25 protein-coding genes are annotated in these 21,865 nt (G+C 70.2%); 10 read left to right on the plus strand and 15 right to left on the minus strand.

Features of this window, described 5'->3' with window-relative positions; genetic code table 11:
- The first annotated feature begins 1 nt into the window (after window position 1).
- The gene (locus RWS82_RS02765) at window positions 2-619 is read left to right on the plus strand and encodes a GNAT family N-acetyltransferase (protein WP_314646650.1); all 618 of its coding nucleotides are present in this window, start codon (window positions 2-4) and stop codon (window positions 617-619) included.
- Here RWS82_RS02765 and RWS82_RS02770 read toward each other — a convergent pair.
- The 6 genes from RWS82_RS02770 to RWS82_RS02795 all read right to left on the minus strand — a co-directional run bounded on the left by RWS82_RS02770 (window position 613) and on the right by RWS82_RS02795 (window position 6,559).
- On the minus strand, window positions 613-1,404 hold the full coding sequence (locus RWS82_RS02770) for an ABC transporter ATP-binding protein (RefSeq protein ID WP_314646653.1): 792 nt from the start codon (window positions 1,402-1,404) through the stop codon (window positions 613-615). The two genes, RWS82_RS02765 and RWS82_RS02770, sit on opposite strands and share 7 nt — an antisense overlap.
- Complete coding sequence (locus RWS82_RS02775) at window positions 1,401-2,192, minus strand: ABC transporter ATP-binding protein (RefSeq protein ID WP_314646656.1); 792 nt, start codon at window positions 2,190-2,192, stop codon at window positions 1,401-1,403. Before RWS82_RS02775 ends, RWS82_RS02770 begins: the two co-directional genes overlap by 4 nt.
- Entirely contained in the window at window positions 2,189-3,061 is an 873-nt protein-coding gene (locus RWS82_RS02780) for an ABC transporter permease (protein WP_314646658.1), read from the minus strand. The genes RWS82_RS02775 and RWS82_RS02780 overlap by 4 nt, the downstream gene beginning before the upstream one ends.
- Window positions 3,058-4,005 (minus strand): ABC transporter permease, encoded by a 948-nt coding sequence (locus RWS82_RS02785; RefSeq protein WP_314646660.1) that lies wholly within the window; start codon window positions 4,003-4,005, stop codon window positions 3,058-3,060. Before RWS82_RS02785 ends, RWS82_RS02780 begins: the two co-directional genes overlap by 4 nt.
- 13 nt (window positions 4,006-4,018) lie before the next feature.
- Window positions 4,019-5,536, minus strand: a complete 1,518-nt coding sequence (locus RWS82_RS02790) for an ABC transporter substrate-binding protein (RefSeq protein WP_314646663.1) — start codon at window positions 5,534-5,536, stop codon at window positions 4,019-4,021.
- Between the two features lie 90 nt (window positions 5,537-5,626).
- Complete coding sequence (locus tag RWS82_RS02795; RefSeq protein ID WP_314646666.1) at window positions 5,627-6,559, minus strand: alpha/beta hydrolase; 933 nt, start codon at window positions 6,557-6,559, stop codon at window positions 5,627-5,629.
- A 175-nt stretch (window positions 6,560-6,734) separates the two neighbouring features.
- Between RWS82_RS02795 and RWS82_RS02800 the strand changes: the two genes are divergently transcribed.
- Genes RWS82_RS02800 through RWS82_RS02810 form a run of 3 tightly spaced genes read left to right on the plus strand, consistent with a single transcriptional unit; the run spans window position 6,735 to window position 8,440 of the window.
- Window positions 6,735-7,208 (plus strand): carboxymuconolactone decarboxylase family protein, encoded by a 474-nt coding sequence (locus tag RWS82_RS02800; RefSeq protein ID WP_314646668.1) that lies wholly within the window; start codon window positions 6,735-6,737, stop codon window positions 7,206-7,208.
- The gene (locus tag RWS82_RS02805; protein WP_314646669.1) at window positions 7,205-7,918 is read left to right on the plus strand and encodes a tyrosine-protein phosphatase; all 714 of its coding nucleotides are present in this window, start codon (window positions 7,205-7,207) and stop codon (window positions 7,916-7,918) included. The genes RWS82_RS02800 and RWS82_RS02805 overlap by 4 nt, the downstream gene beginning before the upstream one ends.
- A gap of 48 nt (window positions 7,919-7,966) precedes the next feature.
- Entirely contained in the window at window positions 7,967-8,440 is a 474-nt protein-coding gene (locus tag RWS82_RS02810) for an SIP domain-containing protein (protein ID WP_314646670.1), read from the plus strand.
- Between the two features lie 4 nt (window positions 8,441-8,444).
- Here RWS82_RS02810 and RWS82_RS02815 read toward each other — a convergent pair whose 3' ends face one another.
- The 4 genes from RWS82_RS02815 to RWS82_RS02830 form a co-directional block, all read right to left on the minus strand.
- Window positions 8,445-8,882, minus strand: a complete 438-nt coding sequence (locus RWS82_RS02815; protein ID WP_314646672.1) for a Fe-S oxidoreductase — start codon at window positions 8,880-8,882, stop codon at window positions 8,445-8,447.
- On the minus strand, window positions 8,879-9,682 hold the full coding sequence (locus RWS82_RS02820; RefSeq protein WP_314646674.1) for an arginase family protein: 804 nt from the start codon (window positions 9,680-9,682) through the stop codon (window positions 8,879-8,881). The genes RWS82_RS02815 and RWS82_RS02820 overlap by 4 nt, the downstream gene beginning before the upstream one ends.
- A gap of 70 nt (window positions 9,683-9,752) precedes the next feature.
- Window positions 9,753-10,496: a PspA/IM30 family protein gene (locus RWS82_RS02825; protein ID WP_314646675.1), complete on the minus strand. Its 744-nt coding sequence runs from the start codon at window positions 10,494-10,496 to the stop codon at window positions 9,753-9,755.
- Between the two features lie 55 nt (window positions 10,497-10,551).
- Window positions 10,552-12,588, minus strand: a complete 2,037-nt coding sequence (locus RWS82_RS02830) for a TPM domain-containing protein (RefSeq protein ID WP_314646677.1) — start codon at window positions 12,586-12,588, stop codon at window positions 10,552-10,554.
- 123 nt (window positions 12,589-12,711) lie between these two features.
- Between RWS82_RS02830 and RWS82_RS02835 the strand changes: the two genes are divergently transcribed.
- The 4 genes from RWS82_RS02835 to RWS82_RS02850 are packed head-to-tail and all read left to right on the plus strand — an operon-like array spanning window position 12,712 to window position 15,580.
- Window positions 12,712-13,551: a DUF3097 domain-containing protein gene (locus tag RWS82_RS02835; protein ID WP_314646678.1), complete on the plus strand. Its 840-nt coding sequence runs from the start codon at window positions 12,712-12,714 to the stop codon at window positions 13,549-13,551.
- Window positions 13,552-13,603: 52 nt separating this feature from the next.
- On the plus strand, window positions 13,604-14,329 hold the full coding sequence (trmB, locus tag RWS82_RS02840) for a tRNA (guanosine(46)-N7)-methyltransferase TrmB (RefSeq protein WP_314646679.1): 726 nt from the start codon (window positions 13,604-13,606) through the stop codon (window positions 14,327-14,329).
- Complete coding sequence (locus tag RWS82_RS02845) at window positions 14,326-15,153, plus strand: CPBP family intramembrane glutamic endopeptidase (RefSeq protein WP_314646681.1); 828 nt, start codon at window positions 14,326-14,328, stop codon at window positions 15,151-15,153. The genes trmB and RWS82_RS02845 overlap by 4 nt, the downstream gene beginning before the upstream one ends.
- Before the next feature lie 34 nt (window positions 15,154-15,187).
- Complete coding sequence (locus RWS82_RS02850; protein ID WP_314646684.1) at window positions 15,188-15,580, plus strand: DUF1304 domain-containing protein; 393 nt, start codon at window positions 15,188-15,190, stop codon at window positions 15,578-15,580.
- A 54-nt stretch (window positions 15,581-15,634) separates the two neighbouring features.
- On the opposite strand, the gene RWS82_RS02855 is transcribed toward RWS82_RS02850, so the two are convergent.
- The 4 genes from RWS82_RS02855 to RWS82_RS02870 all read right to left on the minus strand — a co-directional run bounded on the left by RWS82_RS02855 (window position 15,635) and on the right by RWS82_RS02870 (window position 18,023).
- The gene (locus RWS82_RS02855) at window positions 15,635-16,612 is read right to left on the minus strand and encodes a zinc-binding dehydrogenase (protein ID WP_314646687.1); all 978 of its coding nucleotides are present in this window, start codon (window positions 16,610-16,612) and stop codon (window positions 15,635-15,637) included.
- A 13-nt stretch (window positions 16,613-16,625) separates the two neighbouring features.
- Entirely contained in the window at window positions 16,626-17,048 is a 423-nt protein-coding gene (locus RWS82_RS02860) for an organic hydroperoxide resistance protein (RefSeq protein ID WP_314646690.1), read from the minus strand.
- A gap of 52 nt (window positions 17,049-17,100) precedes the next feature.
- On the minus strand, window positions 17,101-17,532 hold the full coding sequence (locus tag RWS82_RS02865; RefSeq protein WP_314646692.1) for a MarR family transcriptional regulator: 432 nt from the start codon (window positions 17,530-17,532) through the stop codon (window positions 17,101-17,103).
- 62 nt (window positions 17,533-17,594) lie between these two features.
- Window positions 17,595-18,023, minus strand: coding sequence for a GIY-YIG nuclease family protein (locus tag RWS82_RS02870; protein ID WP_314646694.1), 429 nt, complete (start codon window positions 18,021-18,023; stop codon window positions 17,595-17,597).
- A 140-nt stretch (window positions 18,024-18,163) separates the two neighbouring features.
- Here RWS82_RS02870 and treS point away from each other — a divergent pair, with 140 nt between their 5' ends.
- The gene (gene treS, locus RWS82_RS02875) at window positions 18,164-19,930 is read left to right on the plus strand and encodes a maltose alpha-D-glucosyltransferase (protein WP_314646697.1); all 1,767 of its coding nucleotides are present in this window, start codon (window positions 18,164-18,166) and stop codon (window positions 19,928-19,930) included.
- Window positions 19,927-21,381, plus strand: coding sequence for a maltokinase N-terminal cap-like domain-containing protein (locus RWS82_RS02880; protein WP_314646698.1), 1,455 nt, complete (start codon window positions 19,927-19,929; stop codon window positions 21,379-21,381). The genes treS and RWS82_RS02880 overlap by 4 nt, the downstream gene beginning before the upstream one ends.
- Before the next feature lie 37 nt (window positions 21,382-21,418).
- Here RWS82_RS02880 and RWS82_RS02885 read toward each other — a convergent pair whose 3' ends face one another.
- Window positions 21,419-21,814 (minus strand): VOC family protein, encoded by a 396-nt coding sequence (locus RWS82_RS02885; protein ID WP_314646701.1) that lies wholly within the window; start codon window positions 21,812-21,814, stop codon window positions 21,419-21,421.
- Between the last annotated feature and the right edge of the window lie 51 nt (window positions 21,815-21,865).

Below are 21,865 nucleotides of genomic sequence, written 5' to 3' on the forward strand. Positions count from 1 at the left end.
CATGCAGTTCGAGCCCGGGGACCGTCGTCGGGTGCTGCCGCGCCACCTGCGCCGCGAAGCACCGCCCGAGGTCTTCTCCTACGCCATCCGTCCCGCGCGGTCCGGCGACCTCCCGCACGTCCGCGAGATCTACAACCACTTCGTCAGCAACTCCGCCGTCACCCTCGACGAGAAGCGCAGCAGCATCCCGTACTGGCGGGACAAGCTCGCCCTGCTCGATCGGCTCGGGCTGCCGTTCCTCGTGGCCGTCTCGCCCGCGGGCGTGGTACTGGGTTATGCACTGGCGCAACCCTGGGCGGGGAAGAACGCCTACCGGTACACCGTCGAGGATTCGATCTACCTCGGGCCGGGTGCGGGCGGCAAGGGTCTCGGTGCCGCGCTGCTCCGCGCCCTCGTCGAGGCCTGCGAACGTCGCGGCATCCGCGAGATGGTGGCCGTCATCAGCGACCGGGGCGCGGAGGCGTCGATCCGATTGCACACGCGGCTCGGTTTCGTCGAGGCGGGCCGCATGGCGGGCGTCGGCCGCAAGTTCGGGCGCGACCTCGGCACCGTGTACATGAAGCGCGCGCTCCGTCCGGTGCGCCGCCGCACCCTCCTCCCCGGCCTGCGCCGTCACTGAGCGTCGGGGATCACCGGGATCGCCGACAGCAGCGTGCGCGTGTATTCGTCGCGCGGGTGGAGGAGTACCTCGTCGGTCGCCCCGCGTTCGACGATGCGCCCGTCCTTCATGACCACGACCGTGTCGCACAGATGCTGCACCACGCCGATGTCGTGCGACACCAGCACGAGGGTGAGGTCTTCCGTGCGGCGCAGCTCACGCAGCAGTTCGAGGATCTGTGCGCGCACCGTGACGTCGAGCGCGGACAGCGGCTCGTCACCCACAAGGATACGGGGCCGGTGGACGATCGCGCGCGCGAGCGCGATGCGCTGGCGCTGACCGCCGGAGAACTCGTGCGGGTAGCGGTCGCCCATCTCGGGTTCGAGTCCGACCTGTGCGAGAACCTCCTGCACGCGGGCGCGGTGGTCGCCGGGGATGCCGAGCGCCCACAGCGGCTCCCGGATGATCTGCCCCGCGGTCATCCGGGGGTCCAGCGAGGCGTAGGGGTCCTGGAACACCAGCCCGGTCTGCCGACGCACCCAGTGCAATGACCGTGCGCGCGCACCGGCATCGATGTCGCGCCCATCGAGCGACACGGTGCCGGAGGTGGGCCGGTCGAGTCCGAGCAGGAGGCGCACGAGGGTCGATTTCCCCGAGCCGGACTCGCCGATGATTCCCACCGACGACCCCTCGATCACGTCGAGGTCGGTGGGGTGCAGGGCGGTGTCGGTCCGCGCGCGCTCCCCGGGCGCTCGCCGGGGCCGGGTGAAGTCGCGCCGCAGTCCGCGGGCGCTGAGCAGCGTCATGACGCGCCTCCTTCCGGACGCCACAGCGTCGCGGTCGCGTCGCGGAGCAGGCCCTGCGTGACCGCGGACTGCGGCGCGCGCAGCAGCTGCGCGACGGGCGCGTCCTCGACCACCCTGCCGTGCTCGAGGACCACACCGTGGGTCGCGACCTGCGCGAGGACCGCGAGGTCGTGGGTGATGAAGACGAGCGACATGCCCTCGTCCTGCACGAGGCCGAGAAGGAGCGACAGGATCTCGGCCTGGATGGTGACGTCGAGCGCGGTGGTCGGCTCATCGGCGATGAGCAGTCGTGGTCGGCAGGCGAGAGCGGTCGCGATCGCCACGCGCTGACGCTGTCCGCCCGAGAGCTGGTGCGGGTAGCGGTCGACGATCGACGGGGGGTCGGGCAGGCGCACCCGCGCGGCCTCGGCGATCGCGCGCTCGCGCGCCTCGCGCCGGCCGATGCGCTCGTGGATGCGTACGGACTCCGCGATCTGGCGTCCGACGGTGCGGATCGGATTGAGCGCCGTGCGCGGTTCCTGGAACACGATGCCGATCTCGTCACCGCGCAACCGCGCGAGCTCGCGGTCGGGGAGTCCGATGAGCTCCGCGCCGTTCCAGCGGATGCTCCCGCTCGCCACGGCGCCGTCGGGCAGCAGGCCGAGGATCGCGAGGGCGGTCAGGGATTTGCCGGACCCCGATTCGCCGATCAGCCCGACCCGCGCGCCGTCCGGCACCTCGAACGAGATGCCGTCGACGAGCCGTCGACCGTCGAGCTCGACGACGAGGTCCTGCACCTGCAGACTCATGCGACCACCCCCGGGGTGTGCGTCTCGGCGGAACGGTGGCGCAGCGTGGGATCCGTCGCCTCGCGGAGCCCGTCTCCGAGGAGGTTGAGGGCGAGCACGGTGATCGTGATCGCGAGGCCCGGCCAGATCACCGAGAGCGGGTGCACGCCGATGTAGCGCTGCAGATCGGCCAGGAGGATGCCCCAGCTGGGCTCGACCACCGATGCGCCGAATCCGAGATACGACAGTCCCGCCTCGGCGAGCACGGCCACCGCCATCGACCACGACAGCTGCACGATGAACACCGGTGCGACGTTCGGGAGGAGGTGGCGGACGAGGCTCTGCCCGGTGGTCAGACCCGCGGCGCGCCCGGCGAGGACGAAGTCGCTCTGCTGCACGCGGCGGAGCTCCGGGCGCGTGACGCGCGCGATGTTCACGCCGAACCCGATGCCGACGGCCCAGATGACCACCCACAGCGACCCGCCCCACACCGACGAGATCATCATCGCGATCAGCAGCACCGGGAACGCGATGAGGATGTCGACGAGCACCGCCACCGTCTCGCGGACTCCGCGGGGAGTGAGGGCGCCCAGCGCGGCGAGCATGATGCCGACGAGCGTGGCGACGATGCCGGCGCCGACGCTGACGAAGACCGTGGTGCGCGCGCCCGCCATGAGGAGGCTCAGGATGTCGCGTCCCGTGTCATCGGTGCCGAGCAGGTGCGGGAGGCCCGGGGGCAGCCAGCGGTCGCGGATCACCGACGTCTGCGGATCGAAGGGCGTCCAGAACAGCGAGACGAGCGCGACGAGGGCGATCAGGCCGACAACGATCATGCCGAACGCGCCGGTCGGGGTCGTCGCGAGTCGGCGCAGCCACTGCGGTGCCATCATGCCTCCCTCTGGCGGGGGTCGATGGCCCGATGCAGCAGGTCGACGAGGAAACCGACGACCAGCACGAAACCGGTCAGGACCAGCAGTTCGCTCTGCACCTTGACGAGGTCGCGCGTGCCGACATCGGCGACGAGCATCCGTCCGATGCCGGGGAGGGTGAAGAGCTGCTCGATGACGACGGATCCGACGATGATGCCGGCGACCTGCAGGCCGAGCACCGTCACGATCGAGAGTCCGACGGCCGGGATGCCGTGCCGCACGAGGGCCTGCGTGCGAGTGAGTCCCTTGGCCGCAGCGGTTCGCACGAAGTCCTGCCCGGCGGCCTGCAGTGTCGCGCTGCGCACGAATCGCAGAAGCATCGCGCCCTCGACGACGCCGATGGTGAGCGCGGGCAGGACGAGGGCTTCCAGGGCACGACCCGGAGTGCTCCAGCCGGTGCGGGGGAATCCCTGCGGCGGCAACCAGCCGAGCCACACCGAGAACACGACGATGAGCATCATGCCGGCCCACACCACGGGGACCGCGGCGAGGGCCTGGGCGCCGACGCTCAGGACGGTGCCGGAGGGGCGGCCGCGGCGCAGCGCCGAGACGATGCCGAAGGGTACGGCGATCGCGACGGCGATGAGCAGCGACAGGATGCCCAGGGGCACGGTGACCTGCGCCTTCTGGAGCAGTTCCTCCCCGACGGATGCCCCCGAGAGGAGCGACGTGCCGAGGTCGCCGCGGAGGAGTCCGCCGACCCACTCCGCGTACTGGGCGATGAGCGGCTTGTCGAGGCCCAGCGAGGTGCGCAGGGCGTCGACCTCGGACGGCGAGGCCTGCGTGCCGGCGATGAGCTGCGCGACATCGCCGGGGAAGACCCGCAACGTCAGGAAGATGAGCGCGCTCGCCACGAGGAGGCCTGCGATGAGCAGGGCCCCTCGGGCGAGCGCGTAGCGGAGCATGTCGACGGGGCGTTCAGCCGGCGTCGAGCACGGAGACGCCCGCGAGGTCGATGCGCGAGTTGATCGAGTCCTGCGGGAAGCCGGCGACCAGCGGGCTCACGGCGGTGAGGGTCTCGCCGTTGTAGAGCCAGTCGGCGGCGTGCTCCTCCGAGACGATGCGCGCGGCCTGGGCGAGCAGCTCGGCCGACTTCTCGGGGTCGACCTCGGCCTCGGCCTGGTTGTAGAGCGCCTGCACCTCGGCGTTGTCGTATCCGAAGTAGTAGTCGGGGTTCGCGAAGTTCCCGAAGTCACGGGGCTCGACGTGCAAGACGAAACTGAGGTCGTAGTCGTGGTTGGTGTAGACGTCTTCGAGCCAGGTCGGGAACTCGACGGAGTCGACATCGAGCGTGACGCCGACCTCGGCGAAGTCGGAGATCAGCACCTTCGGCACCGTGGTTCCGTAGAACGCCGGGATCGTGAGGGTCAGCTCGAGGTCTTCCTGGCCCGCCTCGGCCAGCAGCTCCTTCGCCCGCTCGGGGTCGTACGAGACGACGTCAGACAGATCCTCGTAGCCCGGGTCGAGCTCCGGGATCGGTCCGTACAGTTCGGTCCCGGCCCCGACGGCCTCGATGAGGCCCTCGTGGTCGATGGCGAGGCGCAGCGCCTCGCGCACGCGCACGTCGTCGAGCGGGGCCTTCGCGTTGTTGAAGGCGAGCGTCGCCTTGTCGGTGGTGCGTCCGGTCGTCAGCGTGAAGTCGCCGGAGTCCTCGAGCTGCGGGGCGAGGTTCGGGTCGACGGCGGTCAGCACGTCGAGGTCGCCGGCGAGCGCCGCGTTCACTCCCGCGGTGAAGTCGGGGATGTACTGGAACTCGACCTCGGCGACACCGACCGGCTCTCCCCAGTAGGCGTCGTTTCGGGCGAACGTGATCGTGCTGCCCTTGTTCCACCGGGTCAGGGTGAACGGACCCGTGCCGTTCTCCGCGGTCTTGAGATCGGTGGTGTCACCGGTCTTGAAGACCAGGCCGGCGGGTCCGGTGAGGGCGAAGAGGAAGTTCTGGTCGGGCTGCGACAACACGATCTCGACCGTCGACGCGTCGGGGGCGGTGATCGCGGACACCGCAGCGAACTCCGCGTTGCCCTGGAGGGTGGCGTCGGTGCGCACGGCCTCGTACGAGGCGACGACATCGGCGGACGTGAGCGGAGAGCCGTCGTGGAAGGTGATGCCCTCCTGCAGCGTGAAGGAGTACGTCAGGCCGTCGTTGGAGACGGTGTAGTCCGAGGCGAGTCGTTCGACGATCTCGTTGTCCTGCGTGCGCGTGACGAGGCCCTCGTAGATGTTGTCGATGAGGATCTGCTCGAGTGCGGCTCCGCTCGTCCGGCGGATGTCGAGGTTGGTCGGTTCGAGCACCAGGCCGACGCGCAGCGTGGCGTCGGGGTCGGGGGAGCCCGTGGGGGTCGCCGCCGGCTCCGTCGAGCCGCTGCACGCGCTCAGGATCAGGGCGGCGGCCGCCAGGGCGGAGATCAGCGCGGGGCGACGAAGGCGTCGGGACATGGGGTTCCTCTCGGTGCGGCAGTTGCTGTGTGCCGGTGGATCGAGCCTAGAGACAGGGGAGGCGACGAGGGCGGTGAATGGAACGGAACGTCACATACCGCGGTGGGACGGCGGCGTCGCGAGGGTTTCGCCGACGAGACGGGCGAGGTCGGCCGGGGCGGTCTCCTGCACGTTGTGCGAGGCATCCATCTCGATGATCCGCGCCGCGGGGACGCGCTCCGCGAACGCGGCGGCGTCGTCTGCGGTGACGAAGCCCCGTGTCGCGCGGACGAGGGTGATCGGCGCCCGCACGGCGGCGAGGTCGTCCCATCCCGTCTCGTGCAGCACGGAGGGGGCGGTCGAGTTGCCGGGGTCGTGCGCTGCGAGGGCGTGGGCGGCGAGGTGCGCGAAGTGGTGCTTCCACTCGATGCGCCCGTCGTCGCGCACGCGCGTGTTGAGGAAGACGCCGCGTTCGGTATCGGGACGCGAGCCGCCGAAGCCGAGGGCCATCGCCTTGTCGACGAGCTCGTCACGCGTGGCGAAGTCCGTCGGACCCGCGTAGAACTCGCGGAGCACGGCCGGTCCGGCGGTGGTGTCGACGCCGGGGGTGATGTCGACCACGATCAGCTCTCGGACCAGGTCGGGGCGGGCCGCCGCCAGTGCGGCGCCGGTGAGGCCACCGAGCGACTGTCCGACGACCACCTGCGGGCTTCGGACCCAGGCGTCGAGCGCCACGGCGACGTCGGCGGCCAGCACGCGCGGCGTGTAGTCGGCATCCGTGCGCCAGGAGGAATCACCGTGACCGGCGAGATCGATCACCAGCGCCGGCAGGCCGAGGGCGAGGACGGTGGTGTCCCACGTGTGGGCGTTGAGTCCCGCGCCGTGGAGCAGGGTCACTTCGGGGGCGGCGCTTCCGAAGCGGAGGGCGCTCAGCGTCCGACCATCCGGCAGAGGGAGCGCGAGGCGCTCGACGGGCGGCAGGGGGATCGCTCGCGCTTCGGCCTGTGCGGGGAGGTAGCGGAACTCGCTGTGATCGGTCGGCACGCTCCCTATCTTGCGCCCTGACGGATGCGATCAGGAAATGTCGACGCAGATCGCCCAGGTAAAGCTGCGGAGTAACAGCCTAAATGCGCGGGGAACGCCGCATTGAATGAGCATCCTGCATTTCGACTGCGGATGCTCTCGCTCGTCCGGCGCCCGGTCGGAATATCATCGTTCCATGAGTGAGAAGCGAGTCCACCTCTCCAAGACCGAGCCTGCGGCGTATCAGGCGCTGGATGCGTTCTCTCGCACCGTCGGAGAGATCTGCGCGGCGAACGGCATCGACGATCGTCTCAAGGAGATCGTCATGATCCACTGCTCGCAGCTCAACGGCTGCGGGTACTGCACGCGCATCCACGTGGACCGCGCGCTCGCCGCAGGCATGGATGCCGACACCCTCATGCAGATCGCCACTTGGCGCGAGAGCGGGGTGTTCTCGGATCGCGAGTGCGCGGCCCTCGAGCTCGCCGAGGCGTTCACCTTCATCTCGGAGGAGGGTGTGTCCGATGAGGTCTACGACCGGGTGGGGAGCGTGTTCACCGAGAAGGAGTACGCCGCACTGAGCTGGGCGTGCGTCTCGATCAACGCGTTCAACCGCATCGTCATCGCCGGGCGGTACCCGGTGCCGCCGCGCACCCCGGCCTCGGCATGACCGTGCTCGACGTCCCCGGCGTGAACAACGTTCGGGATGTGGGCGGGATCCCCGCCCGTGGCGGCCGCATCCGCTCCGGCGTCCTGCTGCGCTCGGGGCAGTTGTCCGGGGCGACCGCGCAGGGGGCCGCCGAGCTGCGTCATCGAGTCCGCCGCATCGTCGACCTCCGCGACGGCGAGGAGGTGGCCGCGGAGCCCAGCGGCATCCACGGTCCAGAGACCACCCATCTGCCGCTGTTCCTCGGCTCCGTCCGATCGTTCTTCGAGACCGACACGAGCCTCGAAGACCTCTACCTGCACCTGCTCGAGGAGAGCGGGCCCCGACTGGCCGAAGCCGTGCGCATCATCGCGGCCGGGGAGCCCACGCTCGTGCACTGCACCGTGGGGAAGGACCGCACCGGTGTGACGGTCGCCCTCGCGCTCGCGGCGGTCGGTGCCGATCGCGAGGCGGTGATCGCCGACTACGCGCTCACCGAGTCCCAGCTGCCCGCCGAGCGCAATCGTCGCATCGCCCGCTACCTGGAGCAGATGCACCCGGAGGCCGTGCACGCCGTCGCCCTCGCGACGCAGTCGCCGGCCGAGGTCATGCGGCGGTTGCTCGAAACCGTCGATGAGCGTTGGGGATCCGCCTCCGGCTACCTGCGCGCCCAGGGTCTCTCCGACGACGAGCTGGACGCTCTCGAGCGCGCCCTCGTCGAGCCCGCGGAGTGATCCAGAGTAGGTAAGGCATGCCTTCATCGGTGTTACGATGGGAGCACCATGGAGACCTCGATCGAGACCCGGAGCAGCCGCGCGGCTCGCCGCGCCGCTCGTCGTCGTTCCCACCACCTCGTGACGGCCGACGAGACGTCGCTCGTCGACCTCGAGATGTTCCTCGCGACCCTGCCGCTGTGCGCATCGGGGCGCGTCTTCATCGAGGTGCCGACGGCCGACGACATCCGCACCATCCAGGTTCCGGGTCGCATGACCGTGACCTGGCTCGCGCGGGCCGATCGTAGCGGCGCCCCGGGAAGCGGCCGCTCGTGCGCTCGCGGTGAGGCCGTCGCACGCGCGACGTGCGCCTGGGCCGACGAGATGCTCTACGAGGGCGAGTACGAGACCCACATCACGCTGTTCGGCGGATACCTCGGCACCGCCGACATCGTCGACCACCTGACGGGTGACCTCGGCGTCGAGGCGGCATCGATCCGCGTTCCCGAGCGCTTCGTCGGGTTGCTGCCCACCGAGCGCTGACGGGTCACCGGGAGCGCGGTACGTAGTTCCCGTCCTGCAGGCCGGCCTCGATCTCGAAGCGGTTGCGCAACGGATCGCGTCCCGCGAAGAGGTACAGAAACGGCATGAGGAAGCCGTAGCGCAGCCACTGCTCGCGATGCACCGACTCGTGCCTCAGCACGGCGTCGCTCGGTCGACGATCGCCGGTGAGGAAGCATCCGCCGACGCAGACGCCCCCGCGTGCGAACGTCCATGACGGCATGCCGCGGAAGATCCACAGCCCCCCGCGACGCTCGACCGGTCCGGTGCTCCACAGCGTTCCCCAGACCCACCCCACTGCGGTGCCCCAGAGGTAGCCCAGGCGACTGATCGGCGACCGCAGGAGGAACGCCGGGATGCGCCGATCGAACCGCCGCCCTCGCTCCAGGACGCGATCGGCCCGCGCGCGCCAGTCCTCGCTCATGCGACCGCTCCGACGAGCCGGAGCAGAGAGCCGAGGTCGTCGACCGCATCGGCGGGCGAGCGCGGGGCGAACCCGGCGATCGTGGCGCCGGCGAGCGGGAACTCCTCGCGGAGGCGTCGGATGGCGGCGGCGAGGGCCGTGGGCGTCGCACCGAATGGTGCGGGAGACGAGACGCCGGTCAGTTCCGCGGGATCGAGGACGTCGACGTCGATGTGCACCCACACCCGGGTCGCACCCGTCGCCCGCACGGCGTCGGCGAGAGCGTCGGTACGGGCGAGGTCGTCGACGCTCAGGGTGCGCAGCGCCGTGAGCGGTGCGGTCTCCGCGTCGTCGACCTCGCGGACCCCGACGGTGACGATGCGTTCCGGCGGGATGCCGGGGGAGAGGACCATCTGCGGCTCGCCCTCGCCGAGGACCGCGCGCAGCGCCATGCCCGAGAACGCACCAGACGGCGACGAGTCGGGGGTGTGCAGGTCGGCGTGCGCATCGCACCACACGACAGCCACGTCGTCTGTGCCCCCCGGGAGCGCGTTGAGGGCGCCGACCGTGATGCTGCAGTCGCCCCCGATCAGCACCGTGTCGTCGGTCATGTGCTCGCGCAGCAGAGCGCGGGTGCGCAGGAGCGCGCTGAGGCGCCGCACGCCGGTCCCCAGCGCCTCGCCGGCCTCGACGGGGACGTCAAGGACGGAGGTGTGCGCACGGGGCAGATCACCCGCGACCGCGGTCGCTCCGTCGACGAGCAGCATGGACCGAGCGGCGGGCGAGCCTTGCCACTGCGGGACGACGAGGAAACGCACCATGGGTGCCTCCGAGAAGAAGGACGACGGGTGCCCCGGGGTGGGATCACCCCGGGGCACCCGCCGTGGGGGATCAGGAACCTTCGATGGCCGGACGGGGGGCGGAGCCGCCCGCCTTCAGCTCGGCGAGACGAGCCTCGACCTCGGTGAGCTCGCCGACGTCCTCGAGGCTCTCGAACTGTGCGTCGAGGCTCGACGCGGCCAGCTCCGCCTTGCCCTGCGCCAGCGCCTCCTGGCGGCGGACCTTGTCCTCGAAGCGGCCGAGTTCGCTCGTGGGGTCGAGCACGTTGATCGAGCCGATCGCGTCCTGCACCTTGGTCTGGGCCTCGGCGACCTTCGCGCGGGCGAGCAGCTCGCTGCGCTTGGTCTTGAGCTCGCCGAGCTTCTCCTTCATGCCGTTGAGGCCGCCCTTGAGCTTGTCGACGATCTCGGTCTGCGCCGCGATCTGCGGCTCGGCGGCGCTCGCCTCACGCTCCGCGCTGATCTGACGCTGCAGCGCGATCTTGGCGAGGCTGTCGAACTTGTCCGCACCGGCGGCATCGCCGCCTCCGCGCATCTCGTCGGCCTTGCGGCTCGCGGCGAGAGCCTTGTTGCCCCACTCCGTCGCGGCCTGCACGTCTTCCTCGTGGTCGCGCTCGAGCAGGCGGAGGTTGCCGATCGTCTCGGCGATCGCCGACTCGGCGTCGGCGATGTTGTTGGTGTAGTCGCGAACGAGCTGGTCGATCATCTTCTGCGGGTCCTCCGCAGAATCCAGGAGGGCGTTGATGTTCGCGCGGACGAGCGTCGAGATACGTCCGAAGATGGACTGCTTGGTCATGCGGGGTTCCTTTCAAAGAGGGGCATTCGAAGTCTGGCCGAGTCGTCTGTGAAGTTCAGAAGCGTCCTCCTCCGGAGCGGCGCCGGGCACCACCGGATCGTCCGCCGCCGCCGAAGCCCGAGCTGCGGAAGCCGCCGCCGCTCGAGCGCCAGCTGCTCCCGCGGGAGGAGCGGCTCCCGCCACCGCCTCCGCCCGAGAGCAGGCCGCCGATGATGCCGCCGAGGATGTCGCCGGCGAGGCCGGAGTCGTTCGAGCGTCCGCCGCCGAACGGTCCGCCTCCCCATCCGGCATCCCAGCCGGAGGACGACGAGGAGTACGCCGACACATCGGCGGACGCGGAGGAGATCGCCTGGCGGGCGAGGTCGAGCGCGCGCCGCGCTTCGGCCAGGGCGGCGTCGGGGGCCTGCGAACGCGCGGCCTCCGCCTGCGCCCGGGAGGCCTCGGCCTGCGACAGACGCGTGCGCGCGGTCGAGCCGACCGAACCCCGTCGGGTTTCGATGAACTCGCGCGCGGTGCGGATCTCGGAGTCGGCCTGCAACAGCGTCTGGTCGAGCATCTGCCGTGCGCGCAGTGCGCGCTCGGCGTTCTCCCGGCTGCGCGCGATGGTCTGGTCGATCGTCGTGTTCGCGGCCGACAGGGCGTCGAAGGCGCGCTGCGGATCACGAGAGGGGCCGTCGAGGTCGGTGCGTGCCGCCTCGAGCTGCTGCCGCACGGCGGAGGCCGCAGCCGCGAGGGACCCGTCGGGATCGGGAAGCTGCGCGGCCGTCTCGACGTCAGACTGCAGTTCGGCGACCAGCGCCTGCGCGCGTGCCTCGATCGCGGCGAGGTCGTCTCGCAGCGTCGTGAGCGCGGCGGCGAGCTGATGCGCCTGCGCGACGGCCTGCTCGGCCGTGCGGATCGCGAACGCGGCCTCGCCGGATCGCCCGCCCGCCACAGCGTCGGACGCTGCCTGGATGGCTCGGTCCGCGAGCGCCGCCCGTTCCCGTGCCTGCGCCGGGTTGTCCGCCACCGCCGCGAGCGCGCCCGGCGTGTAGGCGGTGGCGAGAGCGGAGAGGGCGGCGTCGGCGACGGGCAGCGCCGCCTCGAGGGCGGCGCGTTCGCCTTTCACGCGCTCCAGCTCCTGCGGGGCGTTCTGCTCCAGGCGGCGGAGCGCATCGAAGGCCTCGACGTTATCGTCGAGGATGTCGTCGACCTCGTCGGCGATCTGGACGATGCGGATGTGCCAGGCGCGTCGATCGTGGATCGTGTCTTCGATCTCGTCGTCGAGCTTCTGACGCAGGTCGAACGCCTCGGCGAGTTTCTGGCGCGCGCGATCGACCACCGCGGTGAACTCGGCCGTCGCGGCGTCGCCGAACTGGGCGATCGCGAACGCCAGCTCTTCGCGCGACGAGGTGATCGCATCGTCGGCGCGCACCAGGGCCGCCCCGGCCAGGTTCTCGACCTGCTCGTCGGTCATGGTCGAGAACGGATCGGCGGGGTCGGGCGTCGCGGGCATCGCCCCTCGCGCACGGATGGCGGCCTCGCGTCGGCGGCGGCGGACGAGCGCGACCACGAGCCACACCACGAGTGCCACCGCGACGACCCCGACGATCACGAGGAGGACGCGGAGCGCACCTGCTCCACCGTCGCCCTGGATCTCGTCGGCGGCGAGCACGACCGCGCCGTCCCAATCCTCTTGAGCGAGCAGGGGCTGGATCTTCTGCTCGATGTCGTCGAGCCGATCACCGCTCAACGGGCCGCCCTCGGCGCCGGAGATGAAGTAGCTGCGCTGCTCGGTGGCGATCGCGAGAAGGTACTGGTCGGGTCCGAGGCCGTTGTCGACCGCGACCTGATCCGCCCATCCGATGCGATCGGACGGCGAGGTGAACTCGTCGACGAAGACGACGAAGAGATCGGCGGAGGAGTTCTCGGTGAGCTCCTGCAGACGAGCCTCGAGTGTCTGATCCTCGCCGGAGCTCAGGACACCCGCGTCGTCGGTCACATACCCCGCATCGAGCGTGAGCGGATCGGTGGCGGAGGCCGTGGAGGGGAGGGCGACGCCGAGGAGTGTGGCGAGAGCGAGCGCACACAGCGCTTTCCACCGTGTCTTCATCGCGTTCCCTCCGACCGGCAGGCGAGCCCCATGGCACGAGTCTATGCATTGGCCCCCGACACGCGACAGCGCCGCGGCCGGATCGCGCGTTCGCCCTCAGCGGAGACGCATACGCTGGAGGGCATGGATGACAGGTACGGGTCCGACGTGCTCTCGGCGGGCTGGCGTGAGCGCGGCGCACCGAAGGTCGCGACGGTGCCCGCCGAGCTCGATCTGGTCGTCGAGGTCGCGGGCGACGGGTTCTGCGGGGCGGTGACGCGCGTGCAGAGCGGCGATGTCGAGCTCGAGGACTGGAAGGGGCGCAAGCGGCTGTTCCCCCTCGGCGGCGGGTTCCTGATCGAGGGGCGGCCGGTGCGGCTGACGGCCCCGCGGGCGCAGACGCAGACGCCGCAGCGCACGGCATCCGGGTCCTTCGCCGTCGGCGATCAGCGGGCGCGTGTGGCGCTGCCCAGCCGCATCCTGGTCGAGGGCAAGCACGACGCCGAACTCGTCGAGAAGGTCTGGGGCGCCGACCTGCGGGTCGAGGGCGTCGTAGTGGAGTTCCTGCAGGGCGTCGACCTGCTCGACGATCTGCTCGCGGCCGAGCCTCCGACGCGCGAGCGGCGGTACGGCGTGCTCGTCGACCACCTGGTTCCCGGGTCGAAGGAGTCACGCATCGCGGCGGCGGTCGCCCGCGGTCCGCACGGACGGCATGTGAAGATCGTCGGGCATCCGTTCGTCGACGTGTGGCAGTGCGTGACGCCCCGCGCGCTCGGCATCGCCCGGTGGCCCGAGATCCCGCGCGGGATCGACTGGAAGACGGGCATCTGTCGGGCTTTCGGCTGGCCGCATGAGACCCAGGCCGACACCGCGAGGGCCTGGCAGCACATTCTCGGCAAGGTGCAGACCTACCGCGACCTCGAGCCGGCGCTGCTCGGTCGGGTCGAAGAACTCATCGACTTCGTGACCGAACCTGTCGGCTGAGTCCCGCGGCGGCGCGGCGGGGGCGTGGTGCGCGCCCGGATACCCTGGAACCATGCCCGAACCAGGAACCTTCCGCGACGAACCGGTGTCGTTCGTGCGCCGCAGCGGCCGCATGTCGGAGGCGCAGGAACGAGCCTTCACCGATCTTGCCGCGCACTACCTCCTCGACGTTCCCCGTGACGTCGCATGGACCTCGGTGCACCCCGAGGCCCGCCTCGACGTCGCCGCCGAGTACGGACGCGAGGCCGACCTGATCGTCGAGATCGGCTCCGGGCAGGGCCACGCGATCGTCGCGGCCGCCTCGGCACGTCCCGACACCGACTTCCTGGCCGTCGAGGTGTTCCGGGCCGGGCTCGCGCGCACCATGCTCGACGCCGAACGGGAGGGCGCGCGCAACCTCCGCGTCGTCGAGGCGAACGCCCCCGAGGTGCTCTCGTCGTACCTTCCCGAGTCGGCGGCCCGCGAGGTGTGGATCTTCTTCCCCGATCCCTGGCACAAGAAGCGCCACACCAAGCGCCGGCTCGTGCGCCCCGGTTTCGCCGACAACGCGGCCAGGGCGCTCGTCGACGGCGGACTGCTGCGGCTGGCGACCGACTGGGAGGACTACGCGCTGCAGATGCGCGAGGTGCTCGACGCCGAGCCGTTGTTCGAGCGGGCGTTCGAGGGCGACTGGGCCGATCGTTTCGACGGCCGCGTGATGACGGCGTTCGAACGCAAGGGTCTCGCGAAGGGGCGGGATATCCGCGACCTGGTCTACCGTCGCCGCGCTCGGCCGTGAACGACGTCCGCCTTCCGGCCCGCGCCGGTCTCGCCCCGGCCGTCCTCGTCTGCGCGGCAGCGCCCGCCTTCTTCGTGCTCCAGACGCCGTGGCTGGGGTGGCTCCTGCTCGCCGCGGGTATCGCTCTCGCAGCGCTCCTGGAGCGCGGGCGGGTGAGGGCATCCGCCCCCTCGCTCACCCGCGATCTCTCGCTGATCGCCCTGGGGATGCTGGTGGTCAGTGTCATCCCCCTGGCGGCCGAGCTCGACAACGGTGCCATGTTGCGTTTCACGCTGGCCCTCGGCGGTGCCGTCGTGCTGCCGTACGTCGTCTCGCGCTTCGTCTTCCGGGATCGGGCGATCTCGTTCCCCTGGCGCGGTGGGCGCCGCTGGGGTCGGCTGCAGTGGGGCTGGCTCGTCGCCGTTCTCGTGCTCGGGTGGCTGATCCTGCCCTTCTACTTCATCACCAGCGGCGTCTACCAGAACTGGCCGGTCGTCGACACTCCCGACCTCATCGCGCGCCTGTTCGTCGGTGTGGGCGCCGTGGGCATCTGGGACGAACTGTTCTTCATCTGCACGGTCTTCGCGCTGCTGCGGCGGCACTTCCCGGACGTCCTCGCCAACGTGCTGCAGACGATCGTCTTCGTCTCGTTCCTGTGGGAGCTGGGCTACCGCGAGTGGGGTCCGCTCCTGACGATCCCGTTCGCGCTGCTCCAGGGCTTCATCTTCCTGCGCACGCACTCGCTCGCGTACGTGGTCACGGTGCACCTGCTGTTCGACGCCGTGGTGTTCGGCGTCCTGGTGCACGCGCACAACCCGGGCATGCTCCCGATCTTCCTGGTCTGAACACAGCAGTGGGCGGTTCTGTCAGAATCGAGCCATGCTGATCGTCGGACTCGTCCTCGCCGCGGCCGCCGCCGCGTTCCACGTCTTCATCTTCGCGCTGGAGTCGCTGAAGTGGAGCGAGCCCGAGACGAGGAAGATCTTCGGGGTCGCCAACGAGGCGGATGCCCTGACGACCAAGCAGCTGGCGTTCAACCAGGGCTTCTACAACCTGTTCCTGGCACTCACCACGCTGTTCGGCATCGGGTTCGCGCTGTTCGGCTTCGAGACGATCGGGCTCACCCTCGTGTTCGCCGGTACGGGCATGATGCTCGCCGCCGCACTCGTGCTGGTCCTCTCCGACCGCTCGAAGGCCCGGGCCGCCCTGATGCAGGGCACGCTGCCCCTGCTCGCCGTGGTCGTCACCGCGATCGCGCTCGCCCTCCGCTGAGCATGACGAAGGGGACCGCCGGCCGGCGATCCCCTTCGATACGGCCAGGCGGTGTCAGAACCGCAGGAGCACCTTGCCGACCCGCCCGGGCGTCTTGCTGAGGCGCACCGCGTCGGCGATCTCGTCCGCGTCGAACACGCCTGCGACGGGCAGTGTCAGCGTCCCGTCACCGACCCGCTGGATCAGTTCGCGGAACAGGCCCGACTTCGTGTCGGCGTCGAGCTGCTGGGTGACCTTGCTGCCCCAGAAGCCCTTCACGACCGCCTGCTTGAAGATCACGTCGCCGGAGGCGATCTCCATGATGGGCGAGTTCATCGCGCCGAAGGCGACGAGCGTGCCGCCCTCGCCGAGGAGCGAGAGCACATCGCCCGAGGCCGGTCCGCCGACGGAGTCGACGCCGGCCACGATCGCGGCGCCGCCGGTGAGAGCCTCGACCTGGTCGCGCCAGTCGTCCTGATCGGTGGCGATCACGTTGACGATGCCCTGATCACGCAGCTCGTCGACGCCCTCGCTCCGACGCACGAGGCCGATCACGTTGATCCCGCGGGCGGCCCCGAGCTGCGCGAGCATGCGGCCGACGGCGCCGTTCGCGGCGTTCTGCACGATCCAGTCGCCCTCGGCGACATCGAGGAAGTGCAGCAGGGCGATCGTGCTGAACGGCATCGACACCAGCTGCGCGGCGCTCTCGTCCGCCAGGCCGTCGGGCACCGGGATGAGGCCGGCGGCATCCGCGACGATGTACTCGGCCCACGCGCCGAACGTGCCACCGGTGGCGACGCGCTGCCCGATCGACAGGTGCGTCACGCCGTCACCGAGCGCGTCGACGGTGCCGACCGCCTCGGTGCCGGAGCGTGCCGGAAGCTCGGGCACGAAGCCGTAGGTGCCGCGGACGGTCCAGAGGTCGTGGTTGTGGATGGGGGAGAGCAGGACCTTGATCCGCACCTGGCCGGGGCCGGGATCCGGGGTCGGACGCTCCTGCGGGGCGAGGACGTCTTCCGCCTCGCCGAAGGATTCGTGGATGAGTGCGCGCATGCTTCTGCCTCCCTCAGTCGTCGGAGACGCTGATCGTGACGTCGATGTTGCCGCGGGTCGCGTTCGAGTACGGGCACACCTGGTGCGCAGCGTCGGCGAGGGCCTGCGCCTGCTCGTGGGGGAGGTCGGGGATGACGACCTCGAGCTCGACGGCGAGGCCGAAGCCGCCCTGACCGTTCGAGCCGATGTGCACGCGCGCTCCGACCGAGCTGTCGGTGAGCTTCACCTTCTGTGCACGCGCGACCGACTGCAGCGCGGAGTGGAAGCACGCGGCGTAGCCGGCGGCGAAGAGCTGCTCGGGGTTCGCGCCGTCGCCGCTCCCTCCCATCGCCTTCGGGATGGCGAGGTCGAACTCGACGCGGCGGTCGTCGGTGGCGACGTGCCCGTCTCGGCCGGCTCCGGTGGCGAGCGCTTCTGCGGTGTAGAGGGCTTCCATGGGGATTTCCTTCCTGTGGTGTGCGTCGGCGCGGGTCGCGCGACGACGGCGGTCAGCTCCGTGCGTTCTGCAGCAGAGCCGTGAGTTCCTGGAGTTCGGAGATGAGCCGGCGGCGGTGTGCGTCGTCGCGGATGCCCGACAGGCGGGCGACGTCGAGCGCGACCGTGGCGAGCTCGGAGCGGAGTCCTTCGCCGCGCTCGGTCAGCTGCACCGTCACGACCCGCTCATCGGTGGTGCTGCGCGACCGCGTGACCAGATCGGCCTGCTCGAGTCGACGCACCAGGGGCGAGAGTGTGCCGGAGTCGAGTTGCATGGCGTCGCCGAGTGACCCGATGGTCTGCTCGCCCTCGTGCCAGAGGATGGCGAGAACGAGGTACTGCGGGTACGTCAGCCCCCACGGCGCCAGAAGCGTGCGGTACGCCTGAGTCGTCGCTCGAGCGGCGGAGTACAGCGAGAAGCACACCATCTCATCGGTCACGGGCATGTCGAATAGTGTTGCACGCAATTAAATTGTGCACAACTCATGTCAACTCGCGAGCGAGGAGCTCAGCGGCGCAGCTCGGCGCTGAGCCAGCGAGCGTACTGGTGCCACGGGTCGCCACCGCGGCGGAGGGTCGCCACATGGACGTCGAGCGGTGCGGCGAACGTGAACCACTCGCCGCCCTCGCGCAGCTCGGCGAACTCGCGGTGCCGCGACTGCTCGAGGGCGCGGTCGCCGCGCTCGAACGCGAGCAGTTCGTCATGACGGATGCTCGCGAGCCGCTGCCGCGGGCGTCGGCTCGTGCCGATCTTCACTCGACGGTCGTAGCGCAGGTAGTAGACGACATCGATGCGAGGCAACGGGAGGTCGTCGTCGGGGACGTCGCCGAACCGCCACGCGCAGAGGGCGCACGACAGCGCGCCGTTTCGTGTGCGGACTCCTGCCCGGTGCCCGCACAACGCGCACGGGCCGGGGAGGGGGAGCGGCGACGACATGGTCGGGATGCTACGCCGGGCCGCCGACACCGCCCCCGACACGCACGCCGGTACACCTTCGGCCTCCGCGGGCGCAAGGGGACACACTTCGGACCGCGCGTATGGAAGATTCACCCCATGACCTGCCTGAGGACCACTGCATGACCGCCGTCGAGCCGGCCCCCGCGACGGCATCCATCCCGATCCTGACCCAGGAGCCGTTCCCGGACACCCCGGGGAGCCCCGCGCCGGAATGGTTCAAGACCGCCGTGTTCTACGAGGTGCTGGTGCGCTCGTTCAACGACAGCAACGGAGACGGTTCCGGCGACTTCCGCGGGCTCATCGAGAAGCTCGACTACCTGCACTGGCTGGGAGTCGATTGCCTGTGGGTGCCGCCGTTCTTCCCGTCCCCGCTGCGCGACGGCGGATACGACGTCGCCGATTACACCGGCATCCAGCCCGACCTCGGCACCACAGCCGACTTCAAGGAGTTCCTCGACGAGGCGCATGCGCGCGACATGCGCGTGATCATCGACTTCGTCATGAACCACACGAGCGACGAGCATCCGTGGTTCCAGGAGAGCCGCAGCGACCCCGATGGTCCGTACGGCGACTTCTACGTATGGAGCGACACGGACGAGCTCTACGAGGACGCCCGCATCATCTTCGTCGACACCGAGCCCAGCAACTGGACTTGGGATCCGGTGCGCCAGCAGTACTTCTGGCACCGCTTCTTCGCCCACCAGCCCGACCTCAACTTCGACAACCCGAAGGTGCAGGAGGCGATGCTCGACGCCATGCGGTTCTGGCTCGACATGGGTCTCGATGGGTTCCGCCTCGACGCCGTGCCGTACCTGTTCGAGCGGTCGGGCACGAACGGCGAGAACCTGCCGGAGACGCACGAGTTCCTCAAGGTGGTGCGCCGAATGGTCGACAAGGAGTACCCCGGCCGCGTGCTGCTCGCTGAGGCGAACCAGTGGCCCGCCGACGTGGTCGACTACTTCGGAGACCCCGAGGTCGGTGGCGACGAGTGCCACATGTGCTTCCATTTCCCCGTCATGCCGCGCATCTTCATGGCCGTGCGGCGCGAGTCGCGCTACCCGATCAGCGAGATCCTCGCGGACACCCCGCCCATCCCCGCCGGATGCCAGTGGGGCATCTTCCTGCGCAACCACGACGAGCTCACCCTCGAGATGGTCACCGACGAGGACCGCGACTACATGTGGAGCGAGTACGCCCAGGACCCGCGCATGAAGGCGAACATCGGCATCCGTCGGCGCCTCGCGCCCCTGCTCGACAACGACGTCGACCGCATCGAGCTGTTCACCGCTCTTCTGCTGTCGCTGCCCGGATCGCCGGTGCTGTACTACGGCGACGAGATCGGCATGGGAGACAACATCTGGCTGGGCGACCGTGACGGTGTCCGCACTCCCATGCAGTGGACATCCGACCGGAATGCGGGCTTCTCGAGCGCGAACCCCGGCAAGCTCACGCTGCCGCTCGTGCAGGATCCCGTGTACGGCTACCTCTCGGTCAACGTCGAGGCGCAGCAGGAGGACCGTTCGTCGTTGCTGCACTGGACGCGACTCATGATCCAGGCGCGCAAGAAGCACCCGGCCTTCGGCCTCGGCAGCTTCAACGACCTCGGTGGGTCGAACCCCGCCGTGCTGTCGTACACGCGGGAGCACACGAACGACGACGGCACCGTCGACGTCATCCTGTGCGTGAACAACCTCTCGCAGTTCCCGCAGCCGGTCGAGCTCGACCTGCGGCGCTTCGAGGGCATGGTGCCGGTCGAGCTCGTGGGCGGCGTGCCCTTCCCGCGCGTGGGGGAGCTGCCCTACCTGCTGACCCTCGGCGGCCACGGGTTCTTCTGGTTCCAGCTGCAGGCGCCCGCGGAGGACGCGATCGAGAGGGGGATGCTGTGAACCTCATCGAGAACGCGATCCTCGAGGACTATCTCGTCCGCACGCGCTGGTTCGGAGGCAAGAGCCGGCCCTTCCACGTGCCGGCCGTGCGACGCATCGCCGACCTGTCCGCCACCGACGGGCGCGTGCAGGCCATCGTCTTCCTCGTGACCGTCGAGTACGACGACCCCGAGGGCGGCAGCGAGACCTATCAGGTGCCGCTGGCGTCGTACGACGAGCCCCAGGAGGCGATCTCGCACGCGGCGATCGGCTCCGTCGAAGACGAGGGGCGTGTGCGCCACCTCTACGACGCCGTGCACGACCGCTACGCGATGGCGCTGTGGCTGGAGGGGCTCGTCGCGGCCGAGGCATCCGAGACCGACGAGCGCGGGGGCCTGCGCTTCCGTCGCGTGCCCGGGACCGAGGCGCTCGACCCCGCTCTGCGCTCCTCGCCGCTCGCGGGCGAGCAGTCGAACTCCTCGGTGCGATTCGATGACACGGCGATCATGAAGGTCTTCCGCAAGGTGACCCCGGGACTCAATCCCGACATCGAGATCCACCGCGAACTCACGCGTGCGGGCGCCGAGCACATCGCCGTCCTGTACGGGTGGGTCGAGGCCGACGTCGACGGCGAGGTCGTACAGCTCGCGATGGTGCAGGAGTTCCTGCGGACGGCGACCGACGGGTTCGACCTCGCCACCGGCAGCGTGCGGACCCTGTTGGCCGACCCGGAGCAGAGCATCGAAGGGTCGGGCGGCGACTTCGCCGGCGAGGCCGCTCGCCTCGGCACCGCGGTCGCCGAGGTGCACGCCACGTTGCGCGAGCGCTTCCCCGTCGACCGGCGGGGCCCGCGTGCGGCCGCCTCGCTCGCGCGCACGATGGCGGACCGGCTCGAGCACGCCCTCGGCGTGGTGCCCGAGCTCGCACCCCACGCCGACCGCCTGCGGGCCGCGTACGCCGCGGTCGCCCAGCTGCCGGGCCTCGACGTGCAGCGCGTGCACGGCGATCTGCACCTCGGGCAGACGCTGCGCACCGCCCACGGGTGGCGCATCGTCGACTTCGAGGGCGAGCCGGGGCGGCCATTCGCAGAGCGCGCGCTGCCCGACTCGCCCTGGCGCGATGTCGCCGGCATGCTGCGGTCGTTCGACTACGTCCCCGGAGTGGTCGAGATGGCGCAGGCGTCGTCGACCGAGCCTGTCGAAGATGCGGAAGACGATCTGCGCATCCAGCGCGGTCGCGAATGGGCCGAGCGCGCGAGGGGATGCTTCCTCGATGCATACATCGAGGCCATGCGCGGTGCCGACGACGAGGATTCCGATTCTGTCGACGACGGCGGCGCCCACCTGAGCGAGGGGGAGCGCACGCTCTTGAATGCGTACGTCGCCGACAAGGCGGTCTACGAAGCGGTCTACGAGAAGCGCAACCGCCCCGGGTGGGTGTCCATCCCCCTGCAGGCGCTCGGCGAGATCTGACAGCGGGGCCCCGGTCCGAGCGACCGGGGCCCACGGCTCAGGCCGGCCGCAGCACGGCGAGAACGTTCCCCGCTGGGTCGCGGAACCAGGCGATGTCGGGGCCGCGGTCGGGCCCGCCGCGCAGGATCCCCCGATCGTCGGTGGGGAACTCGGCGTCGGAGTAGATCTTCGTCTCGACACCCTTCGCGCGGAGCTCGTCCACCGCGCCGTCGATGTCGTCGACCGGGAAGTTCAGGATCGTGAAGCCCGCCGGTGTGTGATCGGGCTTCTCGTACACGAGGATCATCGCGTCGCCCGCGAGTCGGAGCTCGAGGAACCCCATGGCGTTCGTCGAGACGTCCATGCCCAGCACGTCTCGGTAGAACGATCGGGCGGCATCGATCGAGTCGACGCTGAACCCGCTGAAGGCGTGTGCCGTCTGGAATGCGCTCATGCGATCAGCATGCGCTCGCCGCGAGGGATTTGTCGAGACCGTCGCGATGGC

Origin of the sequence: uncultured Microbacterium sp. (genome assembly GCF_963528945.1) — a bacterium.
In the GTDB taxonomy this organism is placed as follows: Bacteria; Actinomycetota; Actinomycetes; order Actinomycetales; family Microbacteriaceae; genus Microbacterium.